Consider the following 18747-nt stretch of genomic DNA (forward strand, 5'->3'; position numbering starts at 1 on the left):
TTTCCAAAAGCGGGCAGGAACGCCTTAACGGGCGGCCTCATGTTCCCGGCCATAGACCTCAATCTGTGTCAGGGCAGGGAAAGGAGAGGGGTCGTCCGCCTTGATGAGCTGCCCAAAGGTAAGCCATGTAATGCCTTTGCGCTCCAGACTGATGATGTGGGGTTCCACGCTCTTTTCAAGCTCCACTGTCTCAGAGGTTCCGTCTGAAAAGGTAAATGTCACCCTTTCCCACCAGTTGTCATGAGGGAAGTCCGCCCTGGTATAGAGGACAATCCGGTCAAAATCAACGGGACGGCCGAACTCCAGTGTCATTTGGGCATCATCCTGCATATTGATTCCCCATGACTCATAGGGCCATTTTCCGTGGGACAGGTTCGCCGTCACCCCGTCAATGGCGTTGCGGGCCGCAAACACAGCCTCTCCCCTTGTCTCAACATTGGCGTGGGCATGGGGATAAAAGCCCTGGCCCTTGTGCTGGTCCATGACGTTCTTTGCCAGGTTGCGGTAGGAGCTAATCTCATAGTCCAAGGCATAGCGCACTGTCAGATAGTGGCGCTCCCCTGTAAATGACTTAGGGTTATAGGATGTCTTGCCCTCTGCGAAGGGAACCTCATAGACCAGCTCATCTCCGGCCGCGTAAATGAATGACTCGTCCATGGTATCATCCACACGCATGATATAGAAACAGTTCTTTTCCGGCAGGGAGAATATAATCCTGTCTCCCTCCCCGTATTCGCCCTTCCACGCCAGGACAGCCTGTTCTTTTCCTGCGGCCTCTGCCTTCACCGCACCGTTTTTATCCTTTACTGTAATCTGCATTCCCATGTATATCGCACACTCCTTTTATATCGATTTTTCAGATTCTTTCATTCTACCATGGAGCGCCGTGGAATACCATATACAAAAAAGTTTAAATGATATAAAATTTTAAGCTGAATTTTAAGCTTTGCCGAATATTCTATTATTTACAAAATTTTTACTTTTTATTCATCCGGGCAGCTGTTTCTGATGTTATAATAGAAAAAATAATGAATGAAGGGGATGATTGGATGAATTGGAATGAAACACTGAGAAACAACGTAACCCGCGCCGAGGAACTGAGAACGTATATGAGGCTTAGCAGCCAGGAGGAGGAACACATGACCCGAATCCTGGAACTCTTTCCCATGACAGTCCCAAGATACTATCTGTCCCTCATTGACTGGAACAATCCGGAACAGGACCCAGTGTTCAGGATGTCCATTCCCTCCATTCGTGAAACCGACCTGTCCGGGGACTTTGATACCAGCGGGGAAGCGGACAACACCGTGCTTCCCGGCCTGCAGCACAAATATATGCAGACAGCGCTTATCCTGTCCACCCACCGGTGCGCCATGTATTGCAGGCATTGTTTCCGCAAACGGCTGGTGGGAATATCCGATGACGAGACAGCCGGAAACGTGGATGAGATGGGTGCCTACATCGGTTCTCACCCGGAAATCACCAATGTGCTCATTTCCGGCGGGGATTCCTTTCTGAACAGCAACCAAACCATACGCCGGTATCTGGAGGTGTTCAGCTCCATCAGCCATCTGGACTTAATCCGTTTCGGCACCCGCACTCCTGTGGTGCTTCCCATGCGGATTTACGATGACCCGGAACTTCTGGATATTCTGGCCTCCTATGCAAAAATCAAGCAAATCTATGTGGTGACCCAGTTTAACCATTCAAATGAGCTGACTCCCGAGGCAGTAAAAGCCGTCCGGTGCCTGAATGAGGCAGGCGTCATAGTAAAAAACCAGACCGTACTTTTAAAAGGAATCAATGACAACGTGCGGATACTTGGAAACCTTCTAAAGGACCTGACAAGATACGGCGTCATTCCCTATTACATTTTCCAGTGCCGTCCCGTATCCGGTGTAAAGGGCCAGTTCCAGGTTCCCCTGGCAGAAGGCTGCCGTATTGTGGAGGGGGCTAAGAACATGCAGAACGGACAGGGCAAATGCATCCGCTACGCCATGTCCCATGTCACCGGCAAAATCGAAATCCTGGGTCTTATGGAGGATGGAAAAATGCTTTTTAAATATCATCAGGCAAAATACGAAAAAGACCGGGGACGTATTTTCAGCAAGGAGCTGGCGCCGGGGCAGGCCTGGCTGTAAGGCAGAGCCGGGCCGCGGGGCGGTAGCTGGGACGCGGGCGAAAGTTGAGCCACGGGCGAAAGCTGGGCCACGGGCGAAAGCTGGGCCGCGGGCGGTAGCTGAGCTATGGGCAGACAATATCGAAGCCGCAGGACATATCCCGATATGGGGGTGTCCTGCGGCTTTTCTTGTGCCATGGTTTTTATGCCATAGGCTGCTTATGTATTTACATCAATGACAGATACAGGTTCTTAATGTCTTCAAAGGACGGGTCCTTTGGATTGCCCGGACGGCAGGCGTCATCCATTGCGGACTGTGACAGGAAATCCACATCCTCAGGCTTTACGATTTCCTTTAAGTCAGCCGGGATACCTACATCAGAGGACAGCTTCTTCACTGCGTCCACTGCTGCCTTGCGGTATTCATCCTCAGTCATGTTCTCAACGCCTTCTACGCCCATGGCAATGGCAATGTCTTTAAACTTGGTGCCGGTGCAGGGTGCATTGTATTCCATAACCGTTGGCAGGATGATGGCATTGGCAACGCCGTGAGGGGTATCATATAAAGCGCCCAGTCCGTGAGCCATGGAGTGCACAATTCCCAGACCGCAGTTGGAGAATCCCATGCCGGTCAGATACTGGCCCAGAGCCATGCCTTCCCTGCCCTCAGGCTTATTCTCCACCGCATCTCTCAGGCTGCGGGCAATGACTTCAATGGCTTTTAAGTTAAACATGTCAGTCATCTCCCAGGCCCCCTTCGTGGTATAGCCCTCAATTGCATGGGTAAGGGCATCCATACCGGTGGCGGCTGTCAGTCCCTTTGGCATGGAGGACATCATTTCCGGGTCAACCACTGCCACAACCGGGATGTCATGGGTATCCACACATACGAATTTGCGCTTTTTCTCCACATCCGTGATTACGTAGTTAATAGTAACTTCCGCCGCGGTGCCTGCCGTAGTGGGAACTGCAATAATCGGCACGGATGGATTCTTGGTGGGAGCAACGCCTTCCAGGCTTCTTACATCCTCAAATTCAGGGTTGGTGATGATGACGCCGATTGCCTTGGATGTATCCATGGAGGAACCTCCGCCAATGGCGATAATATAGTCTGCGCCGGATGCTTTGAAAGCGGCAACGCCGGTCTGCACGTTCTCAATGGTTGGATTTGGTTTGATATTGGAATAAATCTCGTAGGCAAGTCCTGCATCCTCCAGCACCTTTGTCACCTTGCAGGTTACATTGAACTTAATCAGGTCAGGGTCGGAACATACAAATGCTTTCTTAAAACCTCTTGCCTTTGCCTCATTTGCAATCTCCTGGATTGCGCCTGCGCCATGATAGGATGTCTCGTTTAATACGATTCTGTTTGCCATGATTCTCTTCTCCTTTACTTTGACGGTACGCCGCCGGCCCCATTTCATGTGTCGGCGGATTTGCTTGGTTGCTTTTGTTAATATTATAACAACACGGAATTTAAAATAAAAGTGACAAACATCCCTGTCTGTCACTTTCCTTAAAGGTTTGTGCAGTTTCACCATCTGGAATTATGCACAATTACTATTTTACGTCTCTGTTTCAACAGCAGATGTCCATGGATTAAAGAAGCTTCAGTTTCTCAAAAACCTCCGCCAGCTTTGGCGGCATGGCTTCCACCAGCTTATCGGACATTTCCACGGGCGAGTCTTTCATTCCTCCCAAAACCCACTTCACAGTCATGTATACGGAACCCTGGCAGTACATCTCCAGAAGGAACTGAAGCTCCTGGCCCAGGGGCTGGCTGGTCTTCCTGGCAATCAGGTCCGTATAGAACTGCAGAATCAGTTCAAAATCATGTTCCTTCAGCGAGTTCCTGTCATCGGAGCGGAAAGCCTCTGTAAAAAACACCTTTTCATTGAGAATGAACTCAAACTTCTGTGTCAGGCTCTCTCCCACCGTGTGCCCCATGCCAATCTGCTCAAAAGACTGGAGCACCAGCTTATCAAAATACCAGTTTATCAGGTCGTATTTGTCCAGAAAGTTCCGGTAAAAGGTCTGCCGGGTCACACCGCAGCCCTCCACAATGTTCTTGACCGTAATCTTATCCACGGGCGCTGTCTTCATGCACTCCTTGACGGATTCCGCCAGCTTGTATTTTGTTTTCTCCTGCTTTCCTGTTACGGCCATGATATTCCTCCTGAGGCAGGTACTGCATAGTGAGGCCCTGGTACCTGTGTCCTTTTGTAACTATCTCTTCACGCCAGCAGGCAGTGCAGCCATAGTCCTGCTGCACTGCCCGCTGCTTCTATGGACAGTATATCAAATTTTCAGTCCGTCTTCTACCTGTTTTTGAAAATGCTTACCATTGCCTTCCACATCTGTACCAACACGTTCCACATCCGCCTTAAGGGGCTTTCCTTGGTCTTGGCCACTTCCGCGTCCGCGGTCTTGGCCGTGTCATCATCCACACTGATTTCATCGGTGCGCATGACAATCTGAAGTGTCTTAGGCGGTTTATTCCGGTCCGAAGTAAAGGATACCTTGTCTGCAGACGGGTCCATAAACAGGAAACGGTTATCTGTATCAAACTTATCCAGCTCATTGTCAATGGTATCCTTCATGGTGCGTCCTGCCTGGCGCATCACTGTGGTGCTGTCCAGGATGTTCAGGCTCTTATCCAGAAGTTCCATACTGCCGCGCAGACTGTCTCTGGCAGCTGCGTCAAAATCATCACTGCTGTCTTTTAGTGTGTTCTGGATGATGGTCATTGTGCTGATTCCGCTGTTCAGGGCGTCGGTGGTGCGGCGCACCAGTTCCTGGGAATCATCCAGGGCTGTCTGGAGGTCCGGATAATATACATCCAGAGAATCGTTGAGAGCCTTCAAATCCTCAATCAGATAATCCATGTTGTCAACTATCTCTGCACTGTATTTTGCTGAATCAGATGTATCGTCCATCAGATTTGACATCTTCACTGTCAATGATTTGCTCTGGGCTGATAAATCCTTGAGGACCTCTACCTTTTCATACAGGGACTGTTCAATGGTTGCCGCTGCATCCGCCGGATTGGGACTGCTTAACAGCGGGGCGCTCTTTTTCTCTATGGACGCGCCTGCCATCAAACCGGACAAGCCGGACTTTCCTGTATTCTTTGCGGAACCAATGACTGTACCTGCATCCGGGGTACTGCTGCCGGTATTTCCATCTGCAGATGAACCTCCGCTGGTGTTGCTGCCTTCGGCTGTACCTCCGCCGGTGCTTCTGCTCTCGGTGCTCCCGCTTCCGCCGGTACTTCCGCCTTCGGTGCTCCCGCTTCCTCCGGTACTTCCGCCTTCGATGCTCCCGCTTCCGCCGGTACTCCCGCCTTCGGTGCTCCCGCTTCCGCTGGTATTTCCACTTTCGGCTGTGCCTCCGCCGGTACTCCCACCTTCGTTCCCGCTTCCGCCGGTATTTCCGCTTTCGGTGTTTCCGCTTCCTCCGGTACTTCCGCTTTCGGTGTTTCCGCCTCCGCCGGTATTTCCGCTTCCGCCGGTACTCCCGCTTTCGGTGCTCCCGCCTCCGCCGGTACTCCCGCTTTCGGTGCTCCCGCCTCCGCCGGTACTTCCGCTTTCGGTGTTTCCGCCTCCGCCGGTACTTCCGTTTTCGATATTTCCGCTTCCGCCGGTACTCCCGCTTTCAGTCCCGTTTCCGCCGGCACCTCCATCTGGATTATCCTTCCCATCCTCACTGCTGCCGGAATTTCCGCTGCCCTGGTCATTCCCCTGACCATTGTCCTGGCTGCTATTCTGGTCACTTCCCTGGCTGCCGCCTCCGCCGGAGGATGAATGGCTTCCACCGCCGGAAGTTCCATAATCTGCATCATCCATGTCTTCCAGCTCTTCCGCATCCAGTTCCTCATCATAAAGTCTTCTGGCCTTGGCGCTGGAACTCTTATACAGGCTGAGATACGTAAGCAGCGTGTCCTGGGATGCCTGAAGCTGTGTGTCCAGTGCCATAATGGATTCCATGGTCTTCTGAAGCTCCGGCAGGTCGCTGCTGATACCCCCTGCGCTGTTTTCAATGTTCTTAAGTCTGGTCTGCAGCTTTCTCAAGGGGTCCTGCATGTCTCCCAATGTATTGACAATATCATTCATGCTGCTGTGAACCACTTCAGCACAGTCCTTGGCTGTCTGCAGGTGCGGAATCATGGTATCCATCTGCTGTGACACGGATGTAAGCGCTGCCAGTGTCTGGTCATTTCCGGCCAGTATGCTGTCCTTGGAATTGCTCCACTTCTGTCTGGCGTTATCCGCTGAATCCATGCCCTGGCGAACCTGGTTCACACCCTGCCGCATGTTCTCCACAGACTCAGCCATCTGCTCCAGGCTGTCGTAAAGCTCATCTCCCGCATCCTGCCAGGTATCCTTGGCTTCCTTCAGGTCCTTGATATGCTCCAAATCCTCAACCGTTCCCGGCACCATGGCCATAATGACACCTATGGTCTCAAAGCTGTCCGTACCGATGCGCACCGTATAATCCCCATCCTCGCCCGGAAGGGCTGTAAATACCACAGCCGTGGTATCCCCCAGGTTCTGGGTCTGGGAGCCTTCCGCCTCCACACTGTAGCATTTACTCATATCCACAGGCACAGCCACCATGAGCATCATATTGTTGCGGTAATACTCCCTGGCATTGTCATTGGGCTCTGCCTTCACATTGATTTCAATAAGCCCGGAAGCCCCTGCCAGCTTATCGCCGTCTGTGGGTACTCCGTTAAGCTTGTAGGATACGTCAAAATCCCAGGGCAGCACAATCCTGTCTTTATCCACAGCACATTTATAGTAAAATCTTCCTCTCTGGGCCTCCGGAAGCTTCCATGTGACGGTCCCGTTCCCCAGCACCGGTTCAATGCTGTTGGACATGTTAATCACAGCCCCATAGGTACCGTAATCCGTAAACTCGGTCTGTCCATTGAGGCCCACTCCCTTTACCACGTTAATCTTATCTACCCTGCCGTAATAATCCAGGTTCACATACATGGTTTCATCCACGTCAACGGTGGCTTCTGCTCCGTATGCTGGTACGCCGCCGGTGCCGGTGCAAAGCATGACAAAGACCATTCCCGCTGCCATGATTCTCTTATAATTCATTCTCATCGCTTTCCACCTCCGCTGGTTCAAAATCTGTCCGTCTCAACGCAGACGCCTTATTGACTACGGCGCCTAATCCCGCCTTTATCAGTGCCTTCCGCTTTTCATGGCGCCGTTTCAGATGTTTCTGCAGGCGGTCCCACTCATTGCTGGTAATGATACGGTCAAAGAGCACCAGGAGAGCCGGCAGCACGGTCAGCACCAGAATTACGCTGAACAGCGCTCCTCGTCCAATCAGGTGTCCCAGGTCCCCTATGGCCGCTGTGGTTGATATGAAATGTATAATATATCCCGCCAGTATGATGATGGTTCCCGAAGTAAAAATAGAGGGACAGGACAGCATCAGGGCCTGGATACACGCTTCCTTCTTCTCCATGGTTTTCCTGCAGGACACGTAGTTATTGGTCAGCAGTATGGAATAATCCACTGTGGCCCCCAGCTGGATGCTGCTCACTATGATATAACCCATGAACACCATGGTATCCCCTGCCAGATACGGCATGGCCATGTTAAGGAAGATTGCCGCCTCAATAGGCACCATGACAATCATTGGTATGGCAAAGGACCGGAAGCTGAACATGACAACCAGGAACACACCCAGCATGGATAACAAGTTCACCCTGGAGTTATCCGCTGTGATGGTGGTTTTAATATCCTGGGTGGAAGGCGTTTCCCCCACCAGATAGGAATTCTCCGGATAATACCGTTCCAGGATATCCCGGATTTCATCCGCTCCCTTAAATGCCTGTTCACTCTCTGTCTTTGTCCGTATGTAAATGAGCATCCTGCAGTAATCCTTTGTGTGAAGCTCACTGGTAATGGAATAGGGCAGGAAATCCTCCGGTATGCCCTCCGGCAGTGTATTGGACAGGGAGGTCACAGTCTTTACATAGGGAAGGTCCTCTATCTCATCGGACATTTCCCGCTCTGTCACTGCCGAAGTATTGGGATACATGGCCAGCATCATGTTGCTTCGCCCAAATTCCCGGACAATTACCTGGTCGTCCGCATAGACCTGGGTTCCCTCGCTGGCCCCCACAGCACTGTTGCCGTACAGAAAATCATTCATTCCCTGGGCCACATAAGCAGGCGGCGCCAGAATCAGCATAATGATAAGGGATGCGTAGCGCACCCTGTAAACCCATTCGCTGAATTTCCGGAAAGGTGGAAGGAAGGGGCGGTGCCGTGTCTTATCATTCCACTTGGAAAACTTGAGAATCATGGCCGGCATAAAGAACAGCACGGTTATCAGGCTGAACACGATTCCCTTTGCCAGCACCAGACCCATATCGAACCCAATGGTAAACTTCATGGATACCAGTGCCAGGAACCCCACCACGGTGGTCAGGCTGCTGGCAAATATGGAGTTGATGGCAGCGTCAATGGCATTGACCATGGCCTGCTCTTCTGAACAGCCCTTCTGTTTTTCCCTTGAAAATGCATCCAGAAGGAAAATAGAGTAGTCCATGGAGGTTGCCAGCTGCAGCACCATAGCCACATTGTTGGTCAGGAACGAGACTGTCCCAATAAAAATATTCGTGCCCCGGTTTAACAGAATGGCCACTCCCATTACCAGCAGGAAAAGGAAGGGCTCAGACCATGCCGTGGTGCTGATGCACAGAACCACAAATATCATGATGACGGCAACGGTAAGAATGAGATTCATTTCGCTCTCCACATTTTCCGTCAGGGATTTATTCTGAACCGCCATTCCCACATAATATCCCTTATCTCCTGTGATGGCCTTCATCTCGTCAATGGCCTGGGATGTCTTCTTTGCCGTATCCCCCTCATCAAAGGTGATATCCATGACAGCGCAGCCGTCCTTGTAGTAGTCCTCAATGTCCTCCTGGCGTATAAAATCCTCGCCTGAATAGATATTCACCGTGCTGTCGCACCAGAGAATCTGGTCCACACCATCCACTGCTTCCAGCTTATCCTTATACTGCTTTGCCTCATACAGGCTCACATCCTTAATCATAAGCCTGGCAGTGCCCGGATAGCCGAATTCGTCCTCCATCAGGTCCAGCCCGATACAGGACCTGGCTGATGCTGGCAGGTACTCTGTCAGGTCATAATTTACATTTACAAAGAGCATCGCTATCAGTGAAAAGACACACCCTGCCACAAATACGCTCTCAATCCATCCTTTTTTATGTATGATAAATCTGGCCATGCGGAAGGAAAACTTATCCCCTGCCTGCATCTCCTGCCCTTTTACCCTGTGCATCCTGTCCTTTATCCTGCCAAACAGCTTCTGTCCCATATTCCATGCTCCTTATGCCGCCGCCTCATGGCGGCCATGCCCCGCGGCCTTATACTTCCCTCTGCATTCCCGCTGACCGCGTTCCTGCCCCATACGCCCGCCGCTCTGCGCATTCCCCCGCCTACCGCATCAGAATCACCATAAAATACTGTTTCCCGTCCTTCTCCCTGTGAGCCATGCCCAGACGGCGGTAATATTCCATGGAATACTTCCGGTCGTTCTTGGACTGGCGGCGCTTATCCAGCTTTTCTTTTATTTTGTCAAATGCCTCTGATGCATCCCCGCAGTCCCTTACATACAGCTCCAGGCAGGAGGCATTCCTTCTGTAATTAATAAGGGAAAGGTAATCGTTAATAGTCCCCTCTCCGGGAATCCTGTCATCTGCATATCCCCCTTCCATGGCTCCGTCCAGTCTGTGGTCCGCCGCCTTGTTGAGGGCCATATCCATCTGAAAGCCTGCATACCGGTCATAAACACGGTGCATGTCACCGTCATATTCATCTTCGCGGTCAGGGTATTCCTCAAAATATAAATCCTTCTTTTCCTCATTGAGCTGGTCAAATAAATCCTGGGCCATATGGCCGTAGCATCCTGCATCGTAGGCCCCTCCGCCTGTATTCTCCACCCAGCCGGCTGAAACCAGGGCTCCCTGTGCTGAAAACTCATATTTTCCATTATCCAGTATCAGCTCTCCCAGGTTCATGCCTCCGTCTTCATGGAAGTAATACCACTCTCCGTCCACCTCCCGCCAGCCGGCAGCCATGGCCCCGCTCTCGTCCATATAATAGGACCTTCCGTCCGCACTGAGCCACCCCTTATGTAAACTTCCGTCCTGGTCCAGCCAGTACCATTTTCCATCTGCCTGGTTCCAGCCCGGAACAAACGAAGCAGCCCTTGCCTGTGCCTGCTCCTGTGTCTGTTCCTCCGCCAGGGCCGTAACGGTCACGGACCCATCAAGGGCCCACAGAACTCCCGCCATAGCCAGAATCACTGCATATGTTCTATATTTCATGCCCCCTGCCCCCGTTTCTTATATATATATCTATTATACATCTTTTATACCGTTAAACAACTTCTATTTTGTTAATTGACTTTTGTTTATTTATTGACTATAATGGATTATAATAAATTATGGCAAAAATACAATGATTAATTTCCATTATTTTGACGGTTAATCAACAAATTTACCATTTTTGTCCAGAATACAATTGTTAAATATTTGTAAATATGCGCAAACCTATATAAACAAAAGGAGGAACAGATAATGGGCATGGAACCTGTGGACCGCCGGGTACGCAAGACCCGCAGACAGCTTCGCGAATGTCTAATAACATTGCTCAAGGAGAAAAAGGTCCAGGATATCACGGTCCGGGAGCTGACTGACATGGCCGACTTAAACCGTGGGACCTTTTATCTCCATTATAAGGATGTGTTTGACCTTCTGGAAAAAACAGAAGCAGAACTCCAGGAAGATTTCAATCAATTGGTCTGTAAGCACGGAGCTGTGGATTTAAAACAGCGTCCATCCGTCATATTCAATGAAATATATTCCTTAGTATATGATAATGCGGACCTGATTGAGATTCTTCTGGGTGAGAACGGAGACTTGAATTTTCTAAACCGTCTGAAACAGCTTATACGTGAAAAATGCCTGAAGGACTGGATGGAAGTATTCCGCTCCGGCAATGCTGCTGCTTTTGACGCCTTCTTCTCCTTCATCGTATCAGGGTGCATCGGCCTGGTACAGTACTGGCTCCAGACCGGCCTCAAAGAAACGCCGGAACAGATGGCAAAGCTGACAGAACACATCATTACCAAGGGAATTGGTGTCCTGGAAATCGACCCCTACGTATAATGCCGTCTGAACAGTTACCATTTCCTATAGATAATTTCTTAATATATAGTGTCATGTATGGCCATAAACCGGATGAATTTTTCTCCATGTTATGATATGATGGGAAATACATCACAACAGAAAACAGGAGAATACAATGGAAGCACGAATTGAATACAGCCCAAAAGCAATTGTCCGTATCCGCAAAGGGCAGGGACGTTCCCTGAAGGCCGGAGGCGCATGGATTTACGACAATGAGATAGAGAGTATCAGTGGAGCATTTGAAAACGGCGACATGGTGACAGTGGAGGACTTTGACGGATATCCCCTTGGCACCGGCTTCATCAACACCCGGTCCAAGCTGACGGTCCGCATGATGTCCCGCAGGAAGGATACGGTCATTGACAGCGATTTTCTGGAAATGCGGGTACGCAATGCCTGGGATTACAGGAAGGCGGTGACCGACACCTCCAGCTGCCGCGTCATATTCGGAGAGGCCGATTTTTTGCCCGGTATTGTCATAGACAAATTTTCAGATGTGCTGGTGGTGGAATCCCTGGCCCTGGGAATCGACCGCTTGAAGCCGGTCATTGTGGACAAGCTCAGAAAGGTCATGGCAGAGGACGGAGTAAACATCCGGGGCGTATACGAGCGCAGCGACGCCAAGGTCCGGCTGCAGGAGGGAATGGAGCGCCATAAAGGATTCATCGGAGAAGCATTTGACACCAAGGTGGAAATCCAGGAAAATGGGGTCCGGTATATGGTGGATGTGGAGGATGGCCAGAAAACCGGCTTCTTCCTGGACCAGAAGTACAACAGGCTGGCAGTCCAGAATCTCTGCCGCCGCATCAAGCCGGAGCAGGTGCTGGACTGTTTCACCCACACAGGTTCCTTTGCCCTCAACGCCGGTCTGGCGGGGTCCGCTCATGTGCTGGGTGTAGACGCCTCGGAGCTGGCAGTAAACCAGGCCAGGGAAAATGCGGCCCTCAACGGTCTGACGGAGCAGGTTCAGTTTGAGTGTGCCGATGTCTTCGACCTTCTTCCCAGGCTGGAGCAGGAAGGCAATAAATACGACGTGGTTATCCTGGACCCGCCTGCATTTACGAAGTCCAGAAATTCCATTAAAAATGCAGTCAAGGGCTACCGCGAAATCAACCTGAGAGGCATGAAGCTGGTTAAGGACGGCGGCTATCTGGCCACCTGCTCCTGCTCCCACTTCATGGACCCGGAACTGTTTACCAAAACCATACGGGAGGCAGCCGGCAATGTACACAAGCGGCTCAGACAGGTGGAGTACAGGACCCAGGCAGCAGACCATCCCATTTTGTGGGCAGCGGATGAGTCCTATTATTTGAAATTCTATATTTTTCAGGTTTGCGATGAGAAGTAGGTTATAATATGAAAAATCCCTGAATACCGGTTTGATATGAAATATGAGTCATTTCCGGTGTTTCAGGGATTTTTCTTTTATTTTCCATGAACATAAGAACGAAAAAACGGATAAACTATAAGTGAGACAGTAAGATAAAAGACCCATTATTCCATGTTAACAGCTGTATCTTTATCAATGTACATTGATAGAAAGGACCTGACATGATTATACTTATCATATTCCTCATACTGACTGTTCTGTCCATACTGGTCTGCTGCTTTGTGGCAGGCTCAGCACCCTATGACAGGGAGGCTGACGATGAAGCACAGCTGGAATTTCTCCGCAAATACAGGGAGTCCAGAAAATAGGAAAAAAGAAAGCCGCAAATCCCCTGCTATGCACGGCATCTGCCATTCTTCCGCAAATGCCGCACATAGCACACGGTAAAGAATATGATTCCATAAACCGATGCCGCCGGCACAGCAAGACCAATATAAAAGAGACTGGCACCCTCTTTCAGACTGAACAGGTAGGACAGCGGCACCCTGATAAGGAAGGAAGCAGTGATGCCCTGGAACATTACGGCCAGCGACATGCCATGGCCGCTGTCAGGGAACTCGGCCTTGAAACAGGCAAGGAAGCTGTGGCTGTAATCAAAGCCACCTCTGTCATGTTCGGGGTGGAATAGAAACACTTCCGTATAGGGATACCCCGGCATAGGAACCATCTGGAACTGCAAAACACGGCATGCTGTACCCAAGGTACATACTGCCGTGTTTTTTATTTCTCACTTTGTATTTTAAACTGCTTTTCCGCTTTCCTGCCAGACCCGGATTTTCCTGCGGATTCCTCCATGGAACAGACCGGTAACCGGACCCAGGCCAAAGGTGCATACAATGGTGCCTATACCAATCTCCCCTCCCAAGAGAACCGCCAGAACCACACACACTGCATCCAGTGATATCTTGGCGGTTCCCAGCCGCATTCCCTTTTCGTGAAGGGCCACCACCAAAGGCATGACGCCCACACCGATGGCGTAAAGCGCCAGATTACAGGTTCATTCCCGGGCGTCATGGATTTCCATTCTTGTTTCACATGTGGATTTAATGACTATTCCAGCTTTTTTAAGGCGTTTCATAAGGTGTATAATGTGTCGCCGGCGGCATTTAGGAGGATGCATGAAGGGATATTGGGTAAGGTATCCTAGAATCGCTATTAAAACTATTAACGATGCATAAGCAACCAGCCATTAATAATATTCAAACCTTTTTTTATCATATCATCTTTCATAAGTGCTAAAGTACTAAAGTAAATCAGCATACCAATACACGACTGTATTATTATTCCTATAATTCCTGATGAAGTTACAATTCCAACGCCAAATATGGCGATGAACATAAATATACTAACACACAAATATGAAGTTGCCTTCTTTAAATATGGAAATATTGGTATTTCTTTACGAACAAACCATATCTGAATTATGGTCACACTAAGTTCCGCTGCTACTGTAGCAATACTTGCACCCAAGGCATTGTACGTTGGTATAAGTAATAAATTCAATATAAAATTTACTATGGCACCTAAGATTACAGATATGGTGTATGTCTGCTGATGTCTGGTTGGCAGCAGGTATTGTTTTCCAATCACATTACTGATTCCAATAATAACAATGATAGGAGATATAGACGACATCAGCAATATAACTGGTGTATATCCTTCTCCATAGAACCATGGGACAAAGTTACCAGCTACCCCAATAATTCCAAACATTAGAGGGAAACCAAGAAAAAAGACAAATTGAAAGGACTGTTTAATATTTTTTTGTATCTCAGCTGTTTTTCCTTCAACGAAAAGTTTTGACATCTGTGGCAACATCACGATACCAAGAGCAGTTATGAAATAGACGAGAACTTTGATTATCTTAGATGATTGTTCATAGTAGCCAACCTGATTAATATCAGATGCAAATATTCCCAACATTGTCTTATCCAGTACAGTATAAACTTCTGTAGCGATTTGTGGTATAAATAAAGTTAGTAGTGGTATCATATGTTTAAGAGTAACGCATTTATTACACTTAACGTGTGTCAAGTATTTGGGAAGATATGCCCATAAAGAAAGATTACTAATTAAAACAGGAAGAACATAACATAAAGCGTATATACTCACATCTTGATTTGATTGCACAAATAAAAATACAAAAAAAATACTGAGTGACTTGATAATGATATTTCTCATGACCACTTTTTTAAATTCCTGTATTCCTTGAAAAAACCAAGATATATCAAAAGCAGATGCAAAAACCTCTAAAGCTAAAATAAGAAACACTTGTTTGTACTCACCAGTGGAGCAAAATATAGCCAGATATATGATTCCTGCAATAAATACAGTCAGGAATCTAAACGAAATAATTTCTTTGAATACAATTGTACGTTTTTTGATATTGTCTTGAACATAAGCTATTTCTCGCTGCCCATACAGATTACTGCCCAGTGTTCCAAATAGAATAAAATATTTTGCTATTGATTCTGTATAGCCAAAGATTCCAATACCTGTCGCTCCAAGAACGCGTGATACATATGGCATTGTTAGAAGAGGAGCAATGACTGCAAATATCTGATATACTGAATTATAGATATAGTTTTTTACTATATGATTCTTTACACATGTTGATTTATACATAAAATGCAGAACTCCTTTCAAACCACTTCAAATAAGCGCTGTGTATAGATGTGTACTTCTATTTAAAAATCGATACAGCCTGAATCTTTGACAAAAACAAAACTCATAATTATCCATTGTAAAACTGAAGTCAATACAACATTTGTACACATAAAAATCCAAAAAAAGGTCATTACAAATGCTACATTTTTCCACCTTTTTCTTTTGACAGCGCTGATTAAATAGAATAAACAGGGAATAAAAAAAATCAACAGCGCACTTAAGCCTCCCATTGCAATAAAATATGGGATTCCTACTGATAAGCCCTGCTGATAACGTAATTGTTCAATAATCAAATTCCTGTTGCCAAATCCTATCCCCCAGGGAAAACTTTTTATAAACAAAACTAAGCAACCAAAAAGATGGTCTGTTCTGACATTGTACGAACCTGTTGTTGTTTTATCCATAATCATAAATGCAATTGTACCCACCACTATTGCAAAAGCAAATGGAAGTAAAAGTGGCTTAACTGAATTTAATAGCTTGTTGCTGTTCTTTTTCATGATGAAATCCAGCCCTTCAAATAAAAGTACAGCTATTATAGCAGTTGTTGAAAATGTTGTTATAATTGTTATAAATAAAATTATTGTAATAATCCTATTTTCAACGAGATAACATCTTTGAATAATATATGCTGTGCTTAATAAAAAGGCATACATCGGTGCCTCCGTAAAAAAGGCGCAATTTCGTATACCTTTAAAAAAGATAAAATTTATAGTCTGAGGTTCATAATATAAATTGTGATACGAAGTGGCTGTTCTTATCCAATCCCATTCAAACGTTACACTTCCTGCTGAAGAAATAATTTTAAGTACACTGCCAAACAGCCAAAAAAACAAAGAACAACATGCAATCACTACCATAATCCTTATATATTTATTCCAGAATTCAATAATTGCATTCCAAGTTAAAACACCACTTAAAACAAGAAAAACCATGAGTGGCACATAAACCCATGTAAAAGCATAAAAAAAGGTATTCCAATTACCAAGCATATAAACAGACATGCATATTGTATAAAATACACTATAACGAATGAACCTCCGACCTAATTTAGGGGCATATAAAATAGACTCCAGATATATAATTAATATCGCAACTGCCAATAAGCTTAATTTGATGTATGTAAAAACAGACCACAAAAAACCATATCGGAACCATATTGCCCCTGTTGTAGTAATTACCAAAGTAATTAAAATGTACTCTAATATATCAACAAGGCTGATTTTTGCTTTAGTTATATACACTAATCTTGTAAATCCCATTTGATATAGACTCTCCCTTTTTATTTATAATCCCATCCATGCTTTTATCTTTCTCCTGACCTTAAAAGTAAGCCATATACCAATAGGAGAATTTAACCTGGCAGTCCAGCAGGTTAATTTTTGTTGTTTCATCAATTTACCAGATTCAACCTCTTTAATCGCAGTGCAATATGGCTCTTGATGAATCATATTTTTCAATTCTCTCAAGTTTTCTCTTAACGTTTTCCCATTGTTCTTGGAAAAATAATACACACCAAGTTCTGCACTAAATCTTCTGACTATATACATATAAAATGGTTTTTCAAAGACCTTTTTGTCATCCTGTGTATCAATAAAACTTTTAATGCGTTCAAAAATCCTACGACTAATATCTAACGTATCTGCCTTATAAGACTGTGTCAACGAACCATATACAATTCTATAATTATATACTGGTACAGAAACATACGCGACCTTTCTAACTTTATTCAAATAATAAAGTGTGAAAAGATTATCATCATATATACCTCTCACATACGAGTCGAATCGTAAACCATTCTCAACAATAATCTTTCTGCAATACAGTTTATTCCAAGGGCTTCCCAGACCTGTGACATTCTCTTTATCCGCCGGCAGCGGATTATATCCATATCCTATGCAGGCTGCCTGATACTGTTTTATAAAGTCAATATCCTCTGTGACAAATTCTTCTTTAAAAATTCTCTTCAAGTGTTTGGTCCCATTTATTACTGTATAAGCATCTGCAACCACTAAATCAGCCCGGCTTGTTTCATATGCCTTATACAATATCTCACACCCGTCCTTCTCCATCCAGTCATCAGAGTCGATAAACATCAACCATTCACCGATTGCATGTTCAATACCAGTATTCCGAGCCTCAGCTACTCCTGCATTTCTTTTTTTTATTACTTTAATCCGGCTATCCTTATCCTCATACTTTTTATATATTTCTGCACTATTATCCGGTGTTCCATCGTCAACCAAAATAATCTCAATATCCCTAAATGTCTGCGTGATAAGGCTATCTAAACATTGTGCAATATATTTTTCAACATTATATATGGGAACAATAATGCTAATCTTCGGCATCGCTCTTTTCCTCATCTTTCCTTTTTACTTTTATTTTATATCTTACATAATCCATTACACTTGAGTGAAACGAATATTGAGGTAACCAGTCTAGTTCTCTATAAATTCTCTCGCAATTCATGCCTGAATTAAGTTGAATATCTGATGGATTTAAAATAATTTTCGCTCTCTCCATACCCAGTCTCTCCAGACAGAAGTTTACCTCCTGTGCAATTTGCATAATATTTACCTGATAACTATTCCCGAGATTATATTCTCTTTTCCATATTGTATTCTCGCTTTGTACCAGCCTGCATACAGCATTTGCAGCATCTTTTATATCCAAGAAAGAAAATTTCTGATTCCCTCCAATTATCCGAATTGTCTTTTTATATATAGCATCATCAACAAATTTATTTATTATATCATCTGGTACTGTGTCGTTAACTCCAATCAGAGAAGCTAGTCGTATATTGGTATATAAACTATTATCAACCATCCCTTTAGCTGCTTCCATAATTCCGCCTATTAAAATTTCGTTAGCTGCTTTTGCTAACGCATAAAGATATCTTGGGCTCACAGACATTGTTTCATCAGGCAAATTTTCATAATCTTGTCCATAGACAGATTGAGAAGACAAATTAATTACTCTTTTTACCCCATTCTTCATTGCCTCCGAAAACAGGGTTTTTGAAAACCGCAGGCTCTCCACCAGCTTCTTTCCATCTGACTTTCTGCAAAAAGCTGTATGAATCAGGATATCTGTAGATTTTAAGTATTCCGGATTACTGAACACTTCTTTATTAGATAGGCAAATTAGATTAATTCCCGAATATCTATCTAAGGTGGTTTTCTGGTCTGATGTCATAGCTATAACACGATAATCTGTATTTTCTTTTAATTCATGAATTAATGACCATGCAAAATATCCACCTGCGCCTGTTATCATAACTGTTTTCTTACCATCCATGACCTTATTTCCTCTTAAATG

Annotated in this window: 16 protein-coding genes; 5 read left to right on the plus strand and 11 right to left on the minus strand. The window is 46.1% G+C overall.

The features are described from left to right. Window positions 1-24 precede the first annotated feature (24 nt). Complete coding sequence (locus I2H39_RS14230; RefSeq protein WP_138310447.1) at window positions 25-825, minus strand: carbohydrate-binding protein; 801 nt, start codon at window positions 823-825, stop codon at window positions 25-27. A gap of 224 nt (window positions 826-1049) precedes the next feature. Between I2H39_RS14230 and I2H39_RS14235 the strand changes: the two genes are divergently transcribed. Further along, entirely contained in the window at window positions 1050-2141 is a 1092-nt protein-coding gene (locus I2H39_RS14235) for a KamA family radical SAM protein (RefSeq protein ID WP_195626763.1), read from the plus strand. A gap of 205 nt (window positions 2142-2346) precedes the next feature. On the opposite strand, the gene fucO is transcribed toward I2H39_RS14235, so the two are convergent. From fucO to I2H39_RS14260, 5 genes are all read right to left on the minus strand, one after another. Further along, a complete protein-coding gene (fucO, locus tag I2H39_RS14240; protein WP_138310450.1) occupies window positions 2347-3495 on the minus strand; it encodes a lactaldehyde reductase in 1149 nt (382 codons plus the stop codon). A 223-nt stretch (window positions 3496-3718) separates the two neighbouring features. Further along, window positions 3719-4285: a TetR/AcrR family transcriptional regulator C-terminal domain-containing protein gene (locus tag I2H39_RS14245; RefSeq protein ID WP_138310451.1), complete on the minus strand. Its 567-nt coding sequence runs from the start codon at window positions 4283-4285 to the stop codon at window positions 3719-3721. Between the two features lie 152 nt (window positions 4286-4437). After that, entirely contained in the window at window positions 4438-7233 is a 2796-nt protein-coding gene (locus I2H39_RS14250) for a methyl-accepting chemotaxis protein (RefSeq protein ID WP_195626764.1), read from the minus strand. After that, entirely contained in the window at window positions 7217-9493 is a 2277-nt protein-coding gene (locus I2H39_RS14255) for an efflux RND transporter permease subunit (RefSeq protein ID WP_227146096.1), read from the minus strand. The genes I2H39_RS14250 and I2H39_RS14255 overlap by 17 nt, the downstream gene beginning before the upstream one ends. 121 nt (window positions 9494-9614) lie before the next feature. Beyond that, window positions 9615-10505 (minus strand): hypothetical protein, encoded by an 891-nt coding sequence (locus tag I2H39_RS14260; protein WP_195626765.1) that lies wholly within the window; start codon window positions 10503-10505, stop codon window positions 9615-9617. A 252-nt stretch (window positions 10506-10757) separates the two neighbouring features. Between I2H39_RS14260 and I2H39_RS14265 the strand changes: the two genes are divergently transcribed. From I2H39_RS14265 to I2H39_RS28865, 4 genes are all read left to right on the plus strand, one after another. Continuing rightward, entirely contained in the window at window positions 10758-11348 is a 591-nt protein-coding gene (locus tag I2H39_RS14265; RefSeq protein ID WP_138310454.1) for a TetR/AcrR family transcriptional regulator, read from the plus strand. Window positions 11349-11484: 136 nt separating this feature from the next. Next, window positions 11485-12717 (plus strand): class I SAM-dependent rRNA methyltransferase, encoded by a 1233-nt coding sequence (locus I2H39_RS14270; RefSeq protein WP_195626766.1) that lies wholly within the window; start codon window positions 11485-11487, stop codon window positions 12715-12717. A 203-nt stretch (window positions 12718-12920) separates the two neighbouring features. Further along, complete coding sequence (locus I2H39_RS14275; RefSeq protein ID WP_171042694.1) at window positions 12921-13067, plus strand: hypothetical protein; 147 nt, start codon at window positions 12921-12923, stop codon at window positions 13065-13067. A 56-nt stretch (window positions 13068-13123) separates the two neighbouring features. Beyond that, complete coding sequence (locus I2H39_RS28865; protein WP_207746826.1) at window positions 13124-13387, plus strand: hypothetical protein; 264 nt, start codon at window positions 13124-13126, stop codon at window positions 13385-13387. 111 nt (window positions 13388-13498) lie between these two features. On the opposite strand, the gene I2H39_RS14285 is transcribed toward I2H39_RS28865, so the two are convergent. The 5 genes from I2H39_RS14285 to I2H39_RS14305 form a co-directional block, all read right to left on the minus strand. Further along, on the minus strand, window positions 13499-13717 hold the full coding sequence (locus I2H39_RS14285) for a hypothetical protein (RefSeq protein WP_227146100.1): 219 nt from the start codon (window positions 13715-13717) through the stop codon (window positions 13499-13501). Window positions 13718-13923: 206 nt separating this feature from the next. Beyond that, a complete protein-coding gene (locus I2H39_RS14290; protein WP_195626767.1) occupies window positions 13924-15384 on the minus strand; it encodes a flippase in 1461 nt (486 codons plus the stop codon). A gap of 62 nt (window positions 15385-15446) precedes the next feature. After that, on the minus strand, window positions 15447-16688 hold the full coding sequence (locus I2H39_RS14295; protein WP_195626768.1) for a hypothetical protein: 1242 nt from the start codon (window positions 16686-16688) through the stop codon (window positions 15447-15449). Between the two features lie 24 nt (window positions 16689-16712). Further along, window positions 16713-17777 (minus strand): glycosyltransferase family 2 protein, encoded by a 1065-nt coding sequence (locus I2H39_RS14300; RefSeq protein WP_195626769.1) that lies wholly within the window; start codon window positions 17775-17777, stop codon window positions 16713-16715. Continuing rightward, window positions 17764-18726: an NAD(P)-dependent oxidoreductase gene (locus tag I2H39_RS14305; RefSeq protein WP_195626770.1), complete on the minus strand. Its 963-nt coding sequence runs from the start codon at window positions 18724-18726 to the stop codon at window positions 17764-17766. The genes I2H39_RS14300 and I2H39_RS14305 overlap by 14 nt, the downstream gene beginning before the upstream one ends. Window positions 18727-18747 lie beyond the last annotated feature (21 nt).

Origin of the sequence: Clostridium sp. 1001283B150225_161107_B6 (assembly GCF_015556325.1) — a bacterium.
GTDB lineage: Bacteria > Bacillota > Clostridia > Lachnospirales > Lachnospiraceae > Enterocloster.

Coding starts and splice junctions, on each gene's coding strand:
- I2H39_RS14285 (WP_227146100.1), bottom strand. CDS start 13,717: ATGCCTTTGGTGGTGGCCCTTCACGAAAAGGGAATGCGGCTGGGAACC.
- I2H39_RS14230 (WP_138310447.1), bottom strand. CDS start 825: ATGGGAATGCAGATTACAGTAAAGGATAAAAACGGTGCGGTGAAGGCA.
- I2H39_RS14255 (WP_227146096.1), bottom strand. CDS start 9,493: ATGGGACAGAAGCTGTTTGGCAGGATAAAGGACAGGATGCACAGGGTA.
- I2H39_RS28865 (WP_207746826.1), top strand. CDS start 13,124: ATGCCGCACATAGCACACGGTAAAGAATATGATTCCATAAACCGATGC.
- I2H39_RS14265 (WP_138310454.1), top strand. CDS start 10,758: ATGGGCATGGAACCTGTGGACCGCCGGGTACGCAAGACCCGCAGACAG.
- I2H39_RS14290 (WP_195626767.1), bottom strand. CDS start 15,384: ATGTATAAATCAACATGTGTAAAGAATCATATAGTAAAAAACTATATC.
- fucO (WP_138310450.1), bottom strand. CDS start 3,495: ATGGCAAACAGAATCGTATTAAACGAGACATCCTATCATGGCGCAGGC.
- I2H39_RS14250 (WP_195626764.1), bottom strand. CDS start 7,233: ATGAGAATGAATTATAAGAGAATCATGGCAGCGGGAATGGTCTTTGTC.
- I2H39_RS14275 (WP_171042694.1), top strand. CDS start 12,921: ATGATTATACTTATCATATTCCTCATACTGACTGTTCTGTCCATACTG.
- I2H39_RS14260 (WP_195626765.1), bottom strand. CDS start 10,505: ATGAAATATAGAACATATGCAGTGATTCTGGCTATGGCGGGAGTTCTG.
- I2H39_RS14270 (WP_195626766.1), top strand. CDS start 11,485: ATGGAAGCACGAATTGAATACAGCCCAAAAGCAATTGTCCGTATCCGC.
- I2H39_RS14245 (WP_138310451.1), bottom strand. CDS start 4,285: ATGGCCGTAACAGGAAAGCAGGAGAAAACAAAATACAAGCTGGCGGAA.
- I2H39_RS14300 (WP_195626769.1), bottom strand. CDS start 17,777: ATGCCGAAGATTAGCATTATTGTTCCCATATATAATGTTGAAAAATAT.
- I2H39_RS14235 (WP_195626763.1), top strand. CDS start 1,050: ATGAATTGGAATGAAACACTGAGAAACAACGTAACCCGCGCCGAGGAA.
- I2H39_RS14295 (WP_195626768.1), bottom strand. CDS start 16,688: ATGGGATTTACAAGATTAGTGTATATAACTAAAGCAAAAATCAGCCTT.
- I2H39_RS14305 (WP_195626770.1), bottom strand. CDS start 18,726: ATGGATGGTAAGAAAACAGTTATGATAACAGGCGCAGGTGGATATTTT.